Below are 17039 nucleotides of genomic sequence, written 5' to 3'. Positions count from 1 at the left end.
AATGCAGATAGCAAAATCGTTTTTCTTACTTTTAGTTCTGGCGACGGCAGCACTCTTCATGCCGCACGCAAAGGCCAACTGTGTCTCACCAAATTTACCAGCGCTGCTGTCGTTAGCGTCTATTTCAGTGCCTACCAGCCTTCCCGTGGGAGAGACCATCCCGGGAACGGAACGTTCGGCTCACATTGCGGGGGGCTGCTATACAGCCGAAGACGCAGGCCGTCAGATCATTGCCTGTTACCACGGCCTGGGTAGAGAGACTCCCAATATCCCTGGTGTTTATGAGTCGGGTGTTGCCGGGATCGGTGTGTCGCTCCGAAACAGTAAAGGGGAGCGCGTGATGGGAGCAGCAGACCAAATCTGCACAACTAAGTCTTCCGTGGGTCAAGTGTCTGATTCGAGCGGTAGCGATGGTTCATTTGCGTTTAGCTTCGACGTCTCGCTGGAACTGGTGAAAACCAGCGAGGTGGTAACCGCCGGTACACTCACATCCAGTAATACACAATTTGGCTTTGGTGTTGAGCAAGTAGAAAGCTTGAGTTATCCAAACACCCTCTCCTACTCAGGTAACGTGGTGGTTAAAGCAGTCACCTGCACCGTATCACCCAAATCTCTGACCGTCACGCTGGGGGATTTTCCGGTGAGCCGTTTTACCGGTCCGGGAACCCTGGTCTCCCAGTCGGTATTCAATATCGACATGCTCTGCGATCAGGATGTACAGCCGGAAATGATGATCACCAGCGCCAATGGCTATGAAACGAATTTTCCTGGCGTGATCAAATTAACGCCGGAAAACGGCGTGGCGACCGGCGTGGGGGTGAGAATGCTCTTTAACGGTCAGATACCTGTTTTCGGGCAATATATGAATACCTTTACCGCCTATGCCAATATCCGCTCGCAATATCCCTTCAGCGTCTCTTACGAACAAACCAGTTCGGAGGTGACGCCCGGAACGGCGAATGCCGTCGCAACCATTACGGTGGCCTACAAATGAAAACCTTATTAGCCCTTTTACTCCTTGGAGTCGCCAGCCAGAGCCTGGCGGAAGAGATTCAGCTCGATATTCGCGGAAACATTTACGCCAACGCCTGCCAGGTAGACAGCGCCAGCCAGAACCTGACGGTCAATCTGGGCAAAGCGAATACCGGCGATTTTAAGGATGTGGGCGATACCGGACAATGGCATTCATTCGACTTAACCCTGTCGAAATGCCCAACCACTTCCGTGCTGGCCACGGCCACCTTTCACGGTCAGCCAGACAGTATTCATCCGACTAAATTCGCCAGCACCGGAACCGCGAAAGGACTGGCGCTGGAGCTTGCCGACCCGCAGGATCAGATCTCGCTTGCCCCGGACGCCAGCTTCAGCGTGTTGATCAACCAGGACAATCACACGGCGGATTTCCCGCTGGCCGCCCGCTATTACGCCACCTCATTGCCGGTCACGGCAGGAACGTTCAGCAGCGTGGTGCAGGTGACCTTCATTTACCAGTAGGACCGCGCCCCTTAGCACGGAGGCTTTTCTTGCGCCCTGCGGTCAGTTTGACCGGCGGTTTTTTTACCTCGGGCACTTCCGGCTGTTCGATCGGGAAGATCGGCAGCGCGTTCAGGAGCCGTTGGCCGTAATTTTTGGTGAGCAGACGTTTGTCATAAATCACCACCTCGCCCCAGCAGCCGTGGCTACGAATCAAGCGCCCGACCTGCTGAATCAGGTTAAACGACGCCGCAGGCAAACTCTGCACCTCAAACGGATAGCGGTTGAGGCTTTTCAGCCATTCCCCCTCGGTGATCACTACCGGGCTGTCGATGGGCGGGAAGGCGATTTTATGGATATGCACCTGCGTCAGGTAGTCGCCTTTCAAATCCAGGCCTTCAGCAAACGACTGCAACCCCACCAGCACGCTGCGCTCGCCGTTATCAATGCGCTTACGGTGGGTTTCCACCAGCCGGTAGCGCGGCTGATCCCCCTGCACCAGCAGGAGTAAACGCAGATCGGTGACATGTTCGAGGAAACGCTGCATCGCCCGCCCGCTGGCAAACAGCACCAGCATACCGGGGTACTTTTTACTCTCGACCTGCTCGCGGAAGTAGGCCGCCATTTCCGCGATGTGCTGCTCTTCGTTGTCGATGAGCGGCTCGAATTTCATGCGCGGAATGACCAGCTTGCCCTGCTCGCAGTGGTTAAACGGCGAGTCCAGCGCCACGAAACGGTCGCCCGCTTTCTCTTTTAGCCCGCTCATCTCCTGCAGCCTTGAGAAACTGTTCAGGGAACGCAGCGTGGCAGAGGTGACAACCACGTGCGGCACGCTGCGCCAGATCAGCTTTTCCAGCTGATCGGCCACGCGGATGCCCACGCAGTGGAAAAAGAGGTGCACCTGCCCGTCCCGCACGTCGCGGGTTGCCCATTTGGTGACCGGCGCGCCGGACGCCTGCGCCATCGAGGCCAGCCGCCAGAGCTTGCTCTGCGCTTCGAACATCCCCAGCGCGCGGTTCATCTGCAGCAGAACGCGGTGCAGACGCACCACGTCATGCGAGCCGGTTTTCTCGCTGAGATCGTTTAAGAACATCTCCGCCAGCCCGCGCAGCTTTTCCAGATGTTTCGCCAGCTGCTGGCAGATCGCCATCACCTCTTCCGGTAGCTCACCCATCGCAAAGCGATGTTCGGCTTCCTGGGTTGCCGGAAGATAAAGATTCAGGATGTTGTTCAGGGATGAGATGAGGCTATAGACCTCTTCACAGTGGTCGCTCAGCCTCTCCGGCACCGCCAGCGGCGGCGTGGTTTTCGGGCGGAACTGCTCCATGCAGGTCGCTACCAGCTTGCAGAAGAGATCCAGCTGCAGGCGGAACCACGGAGCGGTGATTTCGGCGCTCATCTCCAGCGCATCCCGCGCCACGTCCGGCAGATGGTGGCCTTCGTCGAGCACCAGCAGCAGGTTTTTGGGCTCCGGCAGCACCGCTTCGCTCTCCAGCGCCGCCATTACCAGCGCGTGGTTTGCGACCACTACCTCCGCCTCCTGAATTTCACGCCGGGCGACAAAGAACGGGCATTCGCGGTAGTAGTGGCAGTTGCGGTTCAGGCAGCTCGCTTTGTCGGTGCTGAGCCTGCGCCACAGGTCGTCGCTGATGGCCTGGCTGGTGTGATCCCGCAGGCCGTCCCACTTATAGCCGTCGAGCTCGACTTTGAGTTTTGCACACTGCTCCTGCTCGGCCTTATTGTTTGGCGTTAGCTCGTCATCCAGAAACGCGAGCAGATCCTGCTGATTCGGCTCGCTGCTGGCCAGCGCCGCCAGGTTACGCGGGCACACGTAACGCCCGCGCCCAAAGGCTGCCGTAAACCGCAGGTCGGGGATGATTTTGCGCAGCAGGGGCAAATCTTTGCTGAAGATCTGATCCTGCAGCGCCACGTTGGCGGTGCTGACCACCAGCGTTTTGTCCTCTTCCCGCGCAATCGCGATGCCGGGAATGAGATACGACAGGGTTTTCCCGACGCCGGTTGGGGCTTCAATCGCCAGATGTCGTCCGTCGTCCCCGGCGAGCGTTTTTGCCACGTCAGCAATCATCTGCCGCTGCGGCGCTCGGGGGATAAAGTCGGGGATCTGCTGCTGTAGCGCCTTATACCATGCGCCAATTTGCGCCTTGAGCGCAGCGGTTAAAGCCATCGGAAAACCTGAAATACTGTATAAACAGCCACTATTGTGGCACTTTCTCTTCGCTGCCGCAAAAAGAAAAGCCCGGCTTTACGACCGGGCTTCCAGATTACTGCGGGTTAGCAGGCTTGCGCGGGCGGCGTCGACGCTGCCCTTCACCTGCCGGTTTCCCTTCGCCGCTGCGCCACGGGTTTTCACCCGCCGGTTTGCTGTCGTTATTACGACGCGGCGGTTTGCCGGATGATTTCGGCGCACCGCCTTCGGCACGACGCGGCTGCTGACCGCGACCGCCGCCGCCCTGACCGCGTCCACCGCCGCCCTGACGACCGTTCTGAATCGGCTCGGCTTTGATCGACGGGTCCACTTCGTAACCCGGGGTTTCGATGCGCGGGATCTCTTTCTTCAGCAGGCGCTCGATGTCGCGCAGCAGCTTGTGCTCGTCCACGCAGACCAGAGAGAGCGCTTCACCGGTTGCCGCCGCGCGGCCGGTACGGCCGATACGGTGAACGTAATCTTCCGGCACGTTTGGCAGCTCGTAGTTCACCACGTGCGGCAGCTCTTCAATGTCAAGGCCACGGGCGGCGATGTCGGTCGCCACCAGCACGCGGATATCGCCGGATTTGAACTCAGCCAGCGCACGGGTACGCGCGCCCTGGCTCTTGTTGCCGTGGATCGCCGCACTGCGAATGCCGTCTTTGTTCAGCTGTTCCGCCAGGTGGTTGGCGCCGTGCTTGGTGCGGGTAAAGACCAGCACCTGCTGCCAGTTGCCCTGGCCGATCATCTGGGAGAGCAGTTCCCGCTTGCGCTTTTTATCCACAAAGTGAACGTGCTGCGTCACCTGCTCGGAGGCGGTGTTGCGGCGCGCCACTTCCACTTCCAGCGGGTTATGCAGCAGCTTTTCCGCCAGCGCCTTGATCTCGTCGGAGAAGGTCGCGGAGAAGAGCAGGTTCTGACGACGCGCGGGCAGCTTGGCCAGCACGCGACGAATATCGTGGATAAAGCCCATGTCGAGCATGCGGTCGGCTTCGTCCAGCACCAGAATTTCAACCTGGTCCAGCTTCACCGCATTCTGGTGCTCCAGATCCAGCAGGCGACCTGGAGTCGCAACCAGAACGTCGACGCCGCTGCGCAGCTTCATCATCTGCGGGTTGATGCTTACCCCGCCGAAAACCACCAGCGAACGAATGTTGAGATAGCGGCTATAGTCACGCACGTTCTCACCAATCTGCGCCGCCAGCTCGCGGGTTGGGGTAAGGATCAGGGCGCGGACAGGACGACGGCCTTTGGCGTGCGGCTGGTTTTTTACCAGCAGTTCCAGCAGCGGCAGGGTAAAGCCCGCGGTTTTGCCGGTACCGGTCTGGGCGCTCGCCATCAGGTCACGGCCCTGAAGAACGGCGGGGATCGCCTGCTGCTGGATTGGGGTTGGCTCAACGTAGCCCTGCTCTGCGATCGCGCGCAGAATTTCCGGGTTCAGGCCAAGGGAATCAAAAGACATAAAAACTCCGAACCGCCCCGACCATCACAGGTGTAGTTTTCAGGGAGATATAACGAATAGGGGAGGACAAAAACCACAATGTCGCGAAGGAGCGGAGTGTAGCAGCTTTTGTGACGTGGCGCATAAAATATCCCTCAGCGTTCCCTCGACGTTAGCGTGAATCAGGCATAATCTTAATCAATCGATTGATTAATTCTTAATGCCGCCATGAATACGACCCCCACAACAACCAAAGGTGAACAGGCCAAAAATCAGCTTATCGCCGCCGCGCTGGCGCAGTTTGGTGAGTACGGGCTGCATGCCACCACCCGCGATATTGCCGCGCTGGCCGGGCAGAACATTGCGGCGATTACCTATTATTTTGGCTCAAAAGAGGATTTATACCTCGCCTGCGCCGAGTGGATCGCCGATTTTATCGGCACGCAGTTTCACCCGCACGTTGAGGAAGCCACCGCGCTGCTCGGCCAGTCGTCGCCCGATCGCGCCGCCGTTCGCCAGCTTATTCTCTATGCCTGCCACGATATGATCCGCCTGCTGACGCACGACGATACGCTCAACCTGAGCAAGTTTATCTCCCGGGAGCAGCTCTCCCCGACCGTCGCCTACCAGCGGGTACACGATCGGGTGATTGAGCCAATGCACTCGCACCTGACCCGGCTGATCGCCGCCTATACCGGGCGGGACGCCAGTGATACCGAGACAATTTTGCATACCCACGCCCTGCTGGGTGAAATTCTTGCCTTCCGTCTGGGCAGGGAAACCATCCTGTTACGCACCGGCTGGACACAATTTGATGAGGATAAAGCCGCGCAGATTAGTAAGGTCATCGCCTGTCACGTCGATCTAATCCTGCAAGGCTTAACGCAAAGGAGCCTGAAGTCATGAAAAAACCTGTCGCCATCATTCTGGTGGTTGTTGTTTTGCTTGCTGCCGGAGTCGGTGGATGGCTGTGGTATCAGAGCCATCAGGATAAAGGCCTGACGCTGTACGGCAACGTGGATATTCGCACGGTGAACATGAGCTTCCGCGTGGGCGGACGTCTCGCCTCGCTGAGCGTGGACGAAGGCGATGCCATTAAAAGCGGGCAGACGCTGGGGATGCTGGATAAAGCGCCCTATGAGAATGCGCTGCTGCAGGCCAAAGCGGGGGTGTCCGTCGCCCAGGCGCAGTATGACCTGATGCTGGCAGGCTATCGCGACGAAGAGATCGCCCAGGCCGCCGCTGCCGTTAAGCAGGCGCAAGCCGCCTATGACTACGCGCAGAACTTCTACGCGCGCCAGCAGGGGTTGTGGAAAAGCCGCACCATTTCCGCTAACGATCTGGAAAATGCGCGCTCGTCCCGCGACCAGGCGCAGGCAACGCTGAAGTCCGCGCAGGATAAGTTAAGCCAGTACCACACCGGTAACCGCCCGCAGGATATCGCCCAGGCGAAAGCCAACCTTGAACAGGCGCAGGCGCAGCTGGCTCAGGCAGAGCTGGATCTGCACGACACTACCTTAATCGCGCCGTCTGACGGCATGCTGATGACCCGCGCCGTGGAGCCGGGCAGCATGCTCAGCGCGGGCAGCACCGTCTTAACGCTCTCCCTGACCCGCCCGGTCTGGGTACGCGCCTACGTTGATGAGCCGAATCTCGGCCAGATGCAGCCGGGCCGCGAACTGCTGCTTTATACCGACGGTCGCCCGGACAAGCCGTATCACGGCAAAGTGGGCTTTGTCTCCCCTACCGCCGAATTCACGCCGAAAACCGTTGAAACACCGGACCTGCGTACCGACCTCGTGTATCGCCTGCGCATCATCGTGACCGATGCGGACGACGCGCTGCGTCAGGGCATGCCCGTCACCGTAAAAGTGAACAACGGGGAACGACATGAATGACGCGGTTATTCAGCTCAACAATCTGGTTAAACGCTTCGCGGGAATGGACAAACCGGCCGTCGCGCCGCTGAACTGCACCATCCGGAAAGGCTATGTGACCGGGCTGGTCGGTCCGGACGGCGCGGGGAAAACCACGCTGATGCGGATGCTGGCGGGGTTGCTCAAGCCGGATGAAGGAAGCGCCAGCGTGCTCGGTCTTGACCCGATCGAGGATGACGGAGCCCTTCACGCCATGCTCGGCTATATGCCGCAGAAGTTTGGCCTGTATGAAGACCTGACGGTGATGGAAAACCTGAACCTGTACGCCGACCTGCGCAGCGTCACCGGCGAAACGCGGCAAAAAACCTTCGCGCGCCTGCTGGAGTTTACCTCCCTCGGCCCGTTCACCGACCGGCTGGCGGGCAAGCTCTCCGGCGGGATGAAGCAGAAGCTGGGGCTGGCCTGCACGCTGGTCGGCGAACCGAAAGTGCTGCTGCTGGACGAGCCCGGCGTCGGCGTAGACCCGATTTCGCGCCGTGAACTGTGGCAGATGGTGCACGAGCTGGCGGGCGACGGGATGCTGATCCTCTGGAGCACCTCCTACCTCGACGAAGCGGAACAGTGCCGGGACGTGCTGCTGATGAACGAAGGCGAACTGCTTTATCAGGGCGAGCCGACGACGCTGACGCAGAGCATGGCCGGGCGCAGCTTCCTGCTGCACAGCCCGCAGGAGTCCAACCGCAGGCTGCTGCAGCGGGTGCTCAGGCTGCCGCAGGTCAGCGACGGGATGATCCAGGGCCGCTCGGTACGGGTGATCCTCAAAAAAGAGGCCACCGTCGACGATATTCGCCAGGCGCAAGGCATGCCTGAGATCGAGATAGAAGAGACCGCACCGCGCTTTGAGGACGCGTTTATCGACCTGCTGGGCGGCGCGGGTACCTCAGAGTCGCCGCTTGCCGCCATTTTGCATACGGTGGAAGGCACGCCGGGCGAAACGGTGATTGAAGCCAAATCCCTCACCAAAAAGTTCGGGGATTTCGCCGCCACCGACAACGTCAACTTTGCGGTGAAGCGCGGGGAGATTTTTGGCCTGCTCGGACCGAACGGCGCGGGAAAATCGACCACCTTTAAGATGATGTGCGGCCTGCTGGTGCCGACGTCCGGCAAGGCGCTGGTGCTGGATATGGATCTGAAGGTCAGCTCCGGCAAGGCGCGCCAGCATCTCGGGTATATGGCGCAGAAGTTTTCCCTGTACGGCAACCTGACGGTCGAACAGAATCTGCGCTTTTTCTCCGGCGTGTACGGCCTGCGCGGGCGGGCGCAGAACGAGAAAATCCGCCGCATGAGCGACGCCTTCGCCTTAACCAACATCGCCTCCCACGCCACCGACGAGCTGCCGCTCGGCTTTAAGCAGCGGCTGGCCTTGGCCTGCTCGCTGATGCACGAGCCGGATATTCTGTTTCTTGATGAGCCGACATCAGGCGTTGACCCCATTACCCGCCGTGAGTTCTGGCTGCACATCAACAGCATGGTGGAAAAAGGCGTGACCGTGATGGTGACCACCCACTTCATGGACGAGGCGGAGTACTGTGACCGCATCGGGCTGGTGTATCGCGGCAAGCTGATTGCCCACGGTACCCCGGACGACCTGAAAAACCAGGCCGCCGACGATGAGGTTCCGGATCCGACCATGGAGCAGGCGTTTATCACCCTCATCCACGACTGGGATAAGGAGAATGCCCATGCGCAGTAATGCCATTTCCTGGCGCAGGGTGCGCGCGCTGTGCATTAAAGAGACGCGGCAGATCGTGCGTGACCCCAGCAGTTGGCTGATTGCGGTAGTCATCCCCCTGCTGCTGCTGTTTATCTTTGGCTACGGCATTAACCTGGACTCCAGCAAGCTGCGGGTCGGGATATTGCTGGAGCAGCAGAGTGAGGATGCGCTGGACTTTACTCACGCCATGACCGGATCGCCCTACATTGACGCCACCATCAGCGATAACAGGCAGGAGTTGATCCAGAAAATGCAGGCCGGGAAAATTCGCGGCCTGATCGTCATTCCGGTGGATTTCGCCGCCAACATGGCGCGGGCGAATGCCGATGCGCCGATCCAGGTGATTACCGACGGCAGCGAGCCAAACACCGCCAACTTTGTACAGGGCTACGCGGAGGGGATCTGGCAGCTGTGGCAGATGCAGCGGGCGGAAGATCGGGGCGAAGAATTTAAACCGCTGATCGACGTGCAGACGCGCTACTGGTTTAACCCCGCCGCCATCAGCCAGCACTTTATTATTCCGGGCGCGGTGACGATTATCATGACGGTGATTGGCGCGATCCTGACCTCGCTGGTGATCGCCCGCGAGTGGGAGCGCGGGACCATGGAGGCGCTGCTCTCTACCGAAGTGACGCGCGTCGAGCTGCTGCTGTGCAAGCTCATCCCCTACTATTTCCTCGGCATGCTGGCGATGCTGCTCTGTATGCTTGTCTCAGTCTTTATCCTCGGCGTGCCGTATCGCGGCTCGCTGGTGGTGCTGTTTTTTATCACCAGCCTGTTTTTACTCAGCACGCTGGGCATGGGGCTGCTCATCTCCACCATCACCCGCAACCAGTTCAACGCCGCGCAGGTGGCCCTCAACGCCGCCTTTTTACCGTCGATTATGCTGTCCGGGTTTATCTTCCAGATAGACAGTATGCCTGCGGTGATCCGCACCGTGACCTATGTTATTCCGGCGCGCTACTTTGTGAGCACGCTGCAAAGCCTGTTCCTGGCGGGGAATATTCCGGTGGTGCTGATCGTCAACACGCTGTTTTTAATGGCGTCAGCGGCGATGTTTATTGGGTTGACGTGGATGAAAACCAAACGGCGACTGGATTAAGGAGCGAACATGTTTCACCGATTATGGACGTTGATACGCAAAGAGCTGCAATCCCTGCTGCGCGAGCCGCAAACCCGCGCCATTCTGGTCTTGCCGGTGCTGATCCAGGTTTTACTGTTCCCGTTTGCCGCCACCCTTGAGGTGACCAACGCCACCATTGCCATTTACAACGAAGATAACGGCAAACATTCCGTCGAGCTGACGCAGCGTTTTGCCCGTGCAAAAGCCTTTACCCACATCCTGCTGCTGAAAAGCCCGCAGGAGATCCAGCCCACCATCGACACGCAAAAAGCGCTGCTGCTGGTGCGGTTCCCGGCGGATTTCTCCCGCAATCTGGATACCTTCCAGACCGCGCCGATGCAGCTGATCCTCGACGGGCGTAACTCCAACAGCGCCCAGATAGCCGCCAACTACCTGCAGCAGGTGGTGAAGGATTACCAGCAGGAGCTGATGGAGGGCAAACCGAAGCCCAACAACAGCGAGCTGGTGGTGCGTAACTGGTACAACCCGAACCTGGACTACAAGTGGTTCGTGGTGCCGTCGCTAATCGCCATGATCACCACTATCGGGGTGATGATCGTGACTTCCCTTTCCGTCGCCCGCGAGCGCGAACAGGGCACGCTGGACCAGCTGCTGGTCTCCCCGCTCGCCACCTGGCAAATTTTCGTCGGCAAAGCGGTCCCGGCGCTGATCGTCGCGACGTTTCAGGCCACTATCGTGCTGGGGGTGGGAATTTGGGCCTATCAGATCCCGTTCGCCGGTTCGCTGGCGCTGTTTTACTTCACGATGGTCATTTACGGGCTGTCGCTGGTGGGATTTGGACTGCTGATCTCGGCGCTCTGCTCGACGCAGCAGCAGGCGTTTATCGGGGTCTTCGTCTTTATGATGCCCGCGATTTTGCTCTCGGGTTATGTTTCACCCGTCGAGAACATGCCGGTGTGGCTACAGGATCTGACGTGGGTAAACCCGATTCGGCACTTTACGGACATCACCAAGCAAATCTATCTGAAGGATGCGAGTCTGGATATTGTCTGGGGAAGTTTGTGGCCGCTACTGGTCATAGCGGCCACGACGGGCTCAGTGGCGTACGCGATGTTTAGACGCAACATTGCGTAGCTTTTTCTCTTTGGTCAGCAGCGAGACGACCGCAGGCCCTGCGAGGATAGCCAGACCCGCCAGGGCCAGCAGCAGGTTGTTTTGCAGCACGCGCGACAGCAGCCAAAGCACAATCATCGCCGCACCAAAATACCAGGTGGTGGTGAGCTCTTCGAGCACATCACCCACCTCGCGCCAGCGCGCTTCATGGTGGCGCTGTAAGAACAGCATCGACAGCACGGTGACGCCATAAAGGACGCATAGCCCCAGGCCAACACGCACCAGCGTGCCGCTCATCCAGCCCATCACCAGTACGGCCACGACCAGTAAATGCAACATTATCTGCCAGCAACTCAGGCCAGTTGCGACACGAACACGTTGTTGCCACTTCATGGCTTCTCTCCTGAAGGATTTTTCTCTGCTTAATCAGACTACCGCACTTTACGGAAAATTCCGTAACGCCGCATCTTTTTGTGACGACGACTACACTTTATTTTCATTGGGATAGTCACTCAGGAAGGAGCTTATGACTCAAAAAATGCAGCATTTCTCGCTTAAGGTGCTGACGATAAACATTCATAAGGGCTTCACAGCATTTAACCGCCGCTTCATTTTACCGGAGCTGCGCGACGCGGTACGCACCGTCAGCGCGGATATTGTCTGCCTGCAGGAGGTGATGGGCGCACACGAAGTGCATCCGCTCCACTTTGAGAACTGGCCCGACACGCCGCACTATGAATTTCTGGCCGACACCATGTGGAGTGACTACGCCTATGGCCGCAACGCGGTCTATCCGGAAGGGCATCACGGAAACGCGGTGCTGTCCCGCTACCCCATTGAACATTACGAAAACCGCGACGTTTCCGTCGGGGAAAGCGAAAAACGCGGCCTGCTTTACTGCCGCATTACGCCGCCCGACCTCGAGCGACCTGTCCATGTCGGCTGTGTTCACCTGGGCCTTCGCGAAGCCCATCGTCAGGCGCAGCTGAAAATGCTGGCCGAATGGGCCAACGCGCTTCCCGAAGGTGAACCGGTGGTGGTAGCGGGCGATTTCAACGACTGGAGACAGCGGGCAAACCATCCGTTGAAAGTGGATGCCGGGCTGGAAGAGATTTTTACTCGCGCCAACGGCAGGCCTGCGCGCACCTTCCCGGTCCGTTTCCCGCTGCTTCGGCTTGACCGCATCTACGTGAAAAATGCCCACGCCAGCAGCCCGACCGCCCTGGCGCTCCTTAACTGGCGACATCTTTCCGACCATGCCCCGCTCAGCGCGGAGATCCACCTATGAAATGTTCCTGGCAGGAAGGCAACCGAATCACGCTGCTGGTCAATGGGGACGAGTATTATCCGGCCGTGTTTAAAGCGATTGACCATGCACAGCAGAAGGTGATCCTCGAAACCTTTATCTGGTTCGAAGACGACGTCGGCAAGCAGCTGCATGGCGTGCTGCTGCGCGCCGCCCGGCGCGGCGTCAAAATTGAAGTATTGCTTGATGGCTATGGCTCGCCGGATCTCAGCGATACGTTTGTGAATGAGTTGACCTCCGCAGGCGTGGTGTTCCGCTACTACGATCCCGGCCCTCGCCTGTTCGGCATGCGCACCAATCTTTTCCGCCGGATGCATCGCAAAATAGTGGTGGTGGACGAGACGGTGGCGTTTGTCGGCGGCATTAACTACTCCGCTGAGCATATGTCCGACTACGGCCCGGAGGCGAAGCAGGACTACGCTATTCGCATTGAAGGCCCCGTGGTTCAGGACATCTTACTGTTTGAGCTGGAGAACCTGCCGGGTAAAGAGGCCGTTCGCCGCTGGTGGAGACGCCGCCATCGCCCGGAAGAGAACCGGAAGCCCGGCGAAGCGCAGGCCCTTTTCGTCTGGCGGGATAACGGCGAGCACCGGGACGACATTGAACGTCATTATCTCAAGATGCTCGCCAACGCGAAGCGCGAAGTGATTATTGCTAACGCCTACTTTTTCCCCGGCTATCGTCTGCTGCACGCCATGCGCAATGCGGCCCGACGCGGGGTTCGCGTGAAGCTGATTGTGCAGGGCGAGCCGGATATGCCTATCGTCAAAGTCGGCGCACGCCTGCTGTATAACTACCTGGTGAAGGGCGGCGTACAGATCTACGAATATCGCCGCCGACCGCTGCACGGCAAAGTGGCGCTGATGGACGATCACTGGGCCACCGTGGGTTCCAGTAATCTCGATCCGCTGAGCTTATCGCTCAATCTCGAAGCTAACCTGATCATTCACGATCGCCAGTTTAACCAGACCCTGCGGGATAACCTGCAGGCGCTGATCGTTAACGACTGCGTGCGCGTGGACGAATCCATGGTTCCCAAACGCACCTGGTGGAACCTGGGCATCAGCGTGGTGGTGTTCCACTTTCTGCGTCATTTCCCGGCCATGGTCGGCTGGCTGCCGGCGCATACGCCTAAGCTTGCGCAGGTGGACCCGCCGGTACAGCCCGAAATGGAAACCCAGGACCGTATTGAAGCGGAAGACGGAGGCAAACCCTGATGTCGAAATCGCATCCGCGCTGGCGGCTGGCAAAAAAGATCCTGACCTGGCTGTTTTTTATTGCGGTCGCGGTTCTGCTGGTGGTCTACGCGCAGAAAGTTGACTGGGAAGAGGTGTGGAAAGTCATCCGCAACTATAACCGGATGGTGCTGCTGGGCGCTGTGGGGCTGGTTATTGTCAGCTACCTGATGTACGGCTGTTATGACCTGCTGGGCCGCGCTTACTGCGGCCACAAGCTGGCCAAACGTCAGGTTATGCTGGTGTCGTTTATCTGCTACGCCTTCAACCTGACGCTGAGCACCTGGGTCGGCGGCATTGGCATGCGCTATCGCCTCTACTCGCGGCTCGGCCTGCCGGGCGGGACCATCACGCGCATTTTCTCGTTAAGCATCACCACCAACTGGCTGGGCTATATTCTGCTCGGCGGGGTGATCTTCACCATCGGCGTGGTGCAGCTGCCCGCGCACTGGTATATCGATGAGGCTACGCTGCGCATTCTGGGCATCGTACTGCTGCTGATTATCGCCGTTTATCTGTGGGCCTGCGCCTTTGCCAGACGCCGCCATATGACCATTAAGGGGCAAAAGCTGGTGCTGCCCTCGTGGAAGTTTGCGGTGCTGCAGATGGCCGTCTCCAGCGCCAACTGGATGGCGATGGGGGCGATTATCTGGCTGCTGATTGGCGAGGACGTCAATTACTTCTTCGTGCTGGGCGTGCTGCTGGTGAGCAGTATTGCGGGCGTGATTGTGCATATTCCGGCGGGGATCGGCGTGCTGGAGGCGGTATTTATTGCCCTGCTGGCCGGGGAGCATGTCTCTCAGGGAACGATTATCGCCGCCCTGCTGGCGTACCGCATGCTGTATTACTTCCTGCCGCTGGCGCTGGCAACGGTGTGTTATCTGGTGCTGGAGAGTCGGGCGAAAAAGCTGAGAGCGAAGAACGAGAAGGCGTTAGCGAAATAAAAGCAAAACGGCAACCTTGTTGCCGTTTTTAGTGTTTGTTCCCTCTCCCACGGGAGAGGGTCAGGGTGAGGGCACCAGACCGCATCCCGGCAAAACAACCTTAGCGACGGTTGCCGAAAATCCGCAGCAGCATCAGGAACAGGTTGATGAAGTCCAGATACAGCGTCAGCGCGCCCAGAATCGCGTATTTGCGCAGGTTCGAACTGTCGCGTACGTCGATCTGCTCGCCGATGTTTTTCAGCTTCTGGGTGTCATACGCCGTCAACCCAACGAAGATCACCACCCCGATGTAGGTTACGGCCCACATCAACGCGTCGCTCTTCAGCCACAGGTTTACCAACGACGCCAGCACAATCCCAATCAGCCCCATAAACAGCATGCTGCCGAAACCGCTCAGATCGCGCTTCGTGGTGTAACCGTACAGGCTCATCGCACCGAACATCCCGCCGGTGACCACGAAGGTGCTGGCGATGGAGGAGTAGGTGTAAACGATGAAGATACTGGAAAGCGTCAGCCCGGTTAGCGCCGAATAGAGCATAAACAGCGTAGTCGCCATTCCGGCACTCAGCTTTTGCACCAGACCAGAAAGCACAAACACCAGCGCCAGCTGCGCGATAATCAGCCCAAAGAAGGTGATTTTGCTGGAGAAGATAAACATCATCAGTTCAGGCGTGTTCGCCGCATACCACGCGATAAACGCGGTAAGCAGCAGGCCAACCGTCATCCAGCCGTACACCTGAGCCATATACGTCTGCAGGCCGCTACGGGTCTGCTGTACTATTGAATCGGAACGCGGAAATCGGTCCATGATTCACTCCTGATTAAGATTAAGTAGACACACACGTTAAGATTAACACATCCACGTAAACCGACTACCAACGGCTGGCGGCTTGTTTATCGCTGTCGCGCGATTCTACCCAGCGGTTACCTTCCGGCGTGGCTTCGCGCTTCCAGAACGGCGCTTTGGTTTTGAGGTAATCCATAATGAACTCCCCTGCCGCAAACGCGCTGCTGCGGTGCGCGCTGGTCACCCCGACGAAGACAATCTCTTCGCCAGGCCACATCTCGCCGATGCGGTGAATAACCGTGACGCGGCCAAGCGGCCAGCGGCCTCGCGCCTCGTCGACAATCTCCGCCAGCGATTTCTCGGTCATCCCCGGATAGTGCTCCAGCGTCAGCGCCTTCACGCTGTCACCGAGGTTGTGGTTGCGCACCTTGCCGGTGAAGGTGACGACCGCGCCGTCTTCATCACGTTCCGCCAGCCAGCTGTATTCGGTCCCCACGTTAAAACGCTCGGGACTCACCAGAATTCGGGTTTCAGCCATCTTAGCCCCCCGTAACCGGCGGGAAGAAGGCCACTTCATCCCCTGCGTTCAGCGGATGGGTGAATTCCACCAGCGTCTGGTTAACGGCGGCCAGCAGCTTGCCTTCGTCGAGCGCCAGCGCCCAGCGGTCGCTTTGTGCCGCCAGATGCGCTCGCAGGGTAGCGACGTTTTCGAAGGACGCATCCAGCGTCAGGCTGTCGGTATTCACCAGCTCGCGCACCTGCGCAAAAAAGAGCACCTTAATCATGGCTGTCCACCTTAAAATCACCGGATTTGCCGCCGCTTTTTGCCAGCAGGCGAACCGGGCCAATCACCATATCTTTCTGCACCGCTTTGCACATGTCGTAGATGGTCAGCGCGGCGACTGAGGCCGCCGTCAGCGCCTCCATCTCCACGCCGGTTTTGCCGGTTAAGCGGCAGAGTGACTCAATGCGCACGCGATTATGCTCCGGCTGCGCCTGCAGGTTCACTTCCACCTTGCTCAGCATCAGCGGATGGCACAGCGGAATGAGATCCCAGGTCCGTTTGGCGGCCTGAATACCGGCGATGCGGGCGGTGGCAAAGACGTCGCCCTTGTGATGGCTGCCGTCGATAATCATCGCCAGGGTTTCCGGCAGCATGGTGACGAACGCTTCGGCGCGCGCCTCGCGCACCGTTTCCGCTTTGGCGGAGACGTCCACCATATGCGCTTCGCCGGCGGCGTTAATATGGGTCAGTTGTGACATAGCTTATTTCTTTAAATGGGGATGGAAATTACACGGACGGGTACGGGCATCCAGCTGCGGGGCGATGATGTTTTCCCACGCGGTGCGGCAGGCTTTGGTCGAGCCCGGCATAGCGAAAATCAGGGTTTTGTTAGCCACCCCGGCAACGGCGCGCGACTGGAGCGTGGAGGTACCAATCTCTTCAAAGGAGAGCATGCGGAACACTTCGCCGAAGCCTTCCACCTCGCGGTCGAATAGCGGGATCAGCGCTTCAGGGGCCTGATCGCCTGCGGTAAAGCCGGTGCCGCCGGTGATCAGCACCACCTGCACCTCATCACTCGCAATCCACTGCGAAACCTGAGCGCGAATGGCGTAGCGGTTCTCCTTCACGATCGCTTTATCGACGATGTGATGCCCCGCGTCATGGGCCGCCTCGCGCAGCCAGTGGCCGGAGGTATCATCCTCTTCGCCACGGCGGTCGGAAACGGTAAGGATAGCAATGCGTGTCGGGATAAATTCTGCGCTTACCTGACTCATCTTCTGATTCCTTCTTAAGG

18 protein-coding genes are annotated in these 17039 nt (G+C 58.7%); 10 read left to right on the top strand and 8 right to left on the bottom strand.

The genetic code is table 11. The annotated features are described in order from the left end of the window. The first annotated feature begins 1 nt into the window (after position 1). Together IM317_RS18540 and IM317_RS18535 are read left to right on the top strand one after the other, a co-directional pair. Positions 2–994, top strand: a complete 993-nt coding sequence (locus IM317_RS18540) for a fimbrial protein (protein ID WP_033146508.1) — start codon at positions 2–4, stop codon at positions 992–994. After that, positions 991–1494, top strand: coding sequence for a fimbrial protein (locus tag IM317_RS18535; RefSeq protein ID WP_033144991.1), 504 nt, complete (start codon positions 991–993; stop codon positions 1492–1494). Before IM317_RS18540 ends, IM317_RS18535 begins: the two co-directional genes overlap by 4 nt. On the opposite strand, the gene dinG is transcribed toward IM317_RS18535, so the two are convergent. Both dinG and rhlE read right to left on the bottom strand, forming a co-directional pair. Continuing rightward, on the bottom strand, positions 1481–3658 hold the full coding sequence (gene dinG / locus IM317_RS18530) for an ATP-dependent DNA helicase DinG (protein WP_033144990.1): 2178 nt from the start codon (positions 3656–3658) through the stop codon (positions 1481–1483). The genes IM317_RS18535 and dinG overlap by 14 nt on opposite strands. Positions 3659–3755: 97 nt before the next feature. Continuing rightward, a complete protein-coding gene (gene rhlE, locus IM317_RS18525) occupies positions 3756–5141 on the bottom strand; it encodes an ATP-dependent RNA helicase RhlE (RefSeq protein ID WP_033144989.1) in 1386 nt (461 codons plus the stop codon). Positions 5142–5348: 207 nt separating this feature from the next. Here rhlE and cecR point away from each other — a divergent pair, with 207 nt between their 5' ends. The 5 genes from cecR to IM317_RS18500 are packed head-to-tail and all read left to right on the top strand — an operon-like array spanning position 5349 to position 10989. Continuing rightward, positions 5349–6026: a transcriptional regulator CecR gene (gene cecR / locus IM317_RS18520; protein ID WP_033144988.1), complete on the top strand. Its 678-nt coding sequence runs from the start codon at positions 5349–5351 to the stop codon at positions 6024–6026. Next, the gene (hlyD, locus tag IM317_RS18515) at positions 6023–7018 is read left to right on the top strand and encodes a secretion protein HlyD (RefSeq protein ID WP_033144987.1); all 996 of its coding nucleotides are present in this window, start codon (positions 6023–6025) and stop codon (positions 7016–7018) included. Before cecR ends, hlyD begins: the two co-directional genes overlap by 4 nt. Then, the gene (locus tag IM317_RS18510; protein WP_033144986.1) at positions 7011–8750 is read left to right on the top strand and encodes an ATP-binding cassette domain-containing protein; all 1740 of its coding nucleotides are present in this window, start codon (positions 7011–7013) and stop codon (positions 8748–8750) included. Before hlyD ends, IM317_RS18510 begins: the two co-directional genes overlap by 8 nt. Then, positions 8740–9873 (top strand): ABC transporter permease, encoded by a 1134-nt coding sequence (locus tag IM317_RS18505; RefSeq protein ID WP_033144985.1) that lies wholly within the window; start codon positions 8740–8742, stop codon positions 9871–9873. The genes IM317_RS18510 and IM317_RS18505 overlap by 11 nt, the downstream gene beginning before the upstream one ends. A 9-nt stretch (positions 9874–9882) precedes the next feature. Continuing rightward, a complete protein-coding gene (locus tag IM317_RS18500; protein WP_023310860.1) occupies positions 9883–10989 on the top strand; it encodes an ABC transporter permease in 1107 nt (368 codons plus the stop codon). Here the strand turns inward: IM317_RS18500 and IM317_RS18495 are convergent. Next, positions 10951–11361, bottom strand: a complete 411-nt coding sequence (locus tag IM317_RS18495; protein WP_014883088.1) for a YbhQ family protein — start codon at positions 11359–11361, stop codon at positions 10951–10953. The two genes, IM317_RS18500 and IM317_RS18495, sit on opposite strands and share 39 nt — an antisense overlap. A 133-nt stretch (positions 11362–11494) precedes the next feature. Between IM317_RS18495 and IM317_RS18490 the strand changes: the two genes are divergently transcribed. The 3 genes from IM317_RS18490 to IM317_RS18480 are packed head-to-tail and all read left to right on the top strand — an operon-like array spanning position 11495 to position 14453. Then, positions 11495–12256, top strand: a complete 762-nt coding sequence (locus tag IM317_RS18490) for an endonuclease/exonuclease/phosphatase family protein (protein WP_023334979.1) — start codon at positions 11495–11497, stop codon at positions 12254–12256. Further along, positions 12253–13491: a cardiolipin synthase ClsB gene (gene clsB, locus IM317_RS18485; protein WP_033144984.1), complete on the top strand. Its 1239-nt coding sequence runs from the start codon at positions 12253–12255 to the stop codon at positions 13489–13491. Before IM317_RS18490 ends, clsB begins: the two co-directional genes overlap by 4 nt. Then, positions 13491–14453, top strand: a complete 963-nt coding sequence (locus tag IM317_RS18480; protein ID WP_033144983.1) for a YbhN family protein — start codon at positions 13491–13493, stop codon at positions 14451–14453. Before clsB ends, IM317_RS18480 begins: the two co-directional genes overlap by 1 nt. A 100-nt stretch (positions 14454–14553) precedes the next feature. Here the strand turns inward: IM317_RS18480 and IM317_RS18475 are convergent, their stop codons facing one another. The 5 genes from IM317_RS18475 to moaB all read right to left on the bottom strand — a co-directional run bounded on the left by IM317_RS18475 (position 14554) and on the right by moaB (position 17019). Continuing rightward, positions 14554–15261 carry a Bax inhibitor-1/YccA family protein gene (locus tag IM317_RS18475; protein WP_033144982.1) on the bottom strand — a complete coding sequence of 236 codons (708 nt, stop codon included), beginning with the start codon at positions 15259–15261 and terminating at the stop codon, positions 14554–14556. A 64-nt stretch (positions 15262–15325) separates the two neighbouring features. Continuing rightward, positions 15326–15778 (bottom strand): molybdopterin synthase catalytic subunit MoaE, encoded by a 453-nt coding sequence (gene moaE, locus IM317_RS18470; protein ID WP_033144981.1) that lies wholly within the window; start codon positions 15776–15778, stop codon positions 15326–15328. A 1-nt stretch (position 15779) separates the two neighbouring features. Continuing rightward, entirely contained in the window at positions 15780–16025 is a 246-nt protein-coding gene (moaD, locus tag IM317_RS18465) for a molybdopterin synthase sulfur carrier subunit (protein ID WP_033144980.1), read from the bottom strand. Next, entirely contained in the window at positions 16018–16503 is a 486-nt protein-coding gene (gene moaC, locus IM317_RS18460; protein ID WP_008501142.1) for a cyclic pyranopterin monophosphate synthase MoaC, read from the bottom strand. Before moaC ends, moaD begins: the two co-directional genes overlap by 8 nt. A gap of 3 nt (positions 16504–16506) precedes the next feature. After that, positions 16507–17019 (bottom strand): molybdenum cofactor biosynthesis protein B, encoded by a 513-nt coding sequence (gene moaB, locus IM317_RS18455; RefSeq protein ID WP_024908761.1) that lies wholly within the window; start codon positions 17017–17019, stop codon positions 16507–16509. Positions 17020–17039: the final 20 nt, after the last annotated feature.

Source organism: Enterobacter cloacae complex sp. S3, assembly GCF_014930495.1.
GTDB lineage: Bacteria > Pseudomonadota > Gammaproteobacteria > Enterobacterales > Enterobacteriaceae > Enterobacter > Enterobacter asburiae_B.
This window is presented reverse-complemented; position numbering and strand designations above follow the sequence as displayed.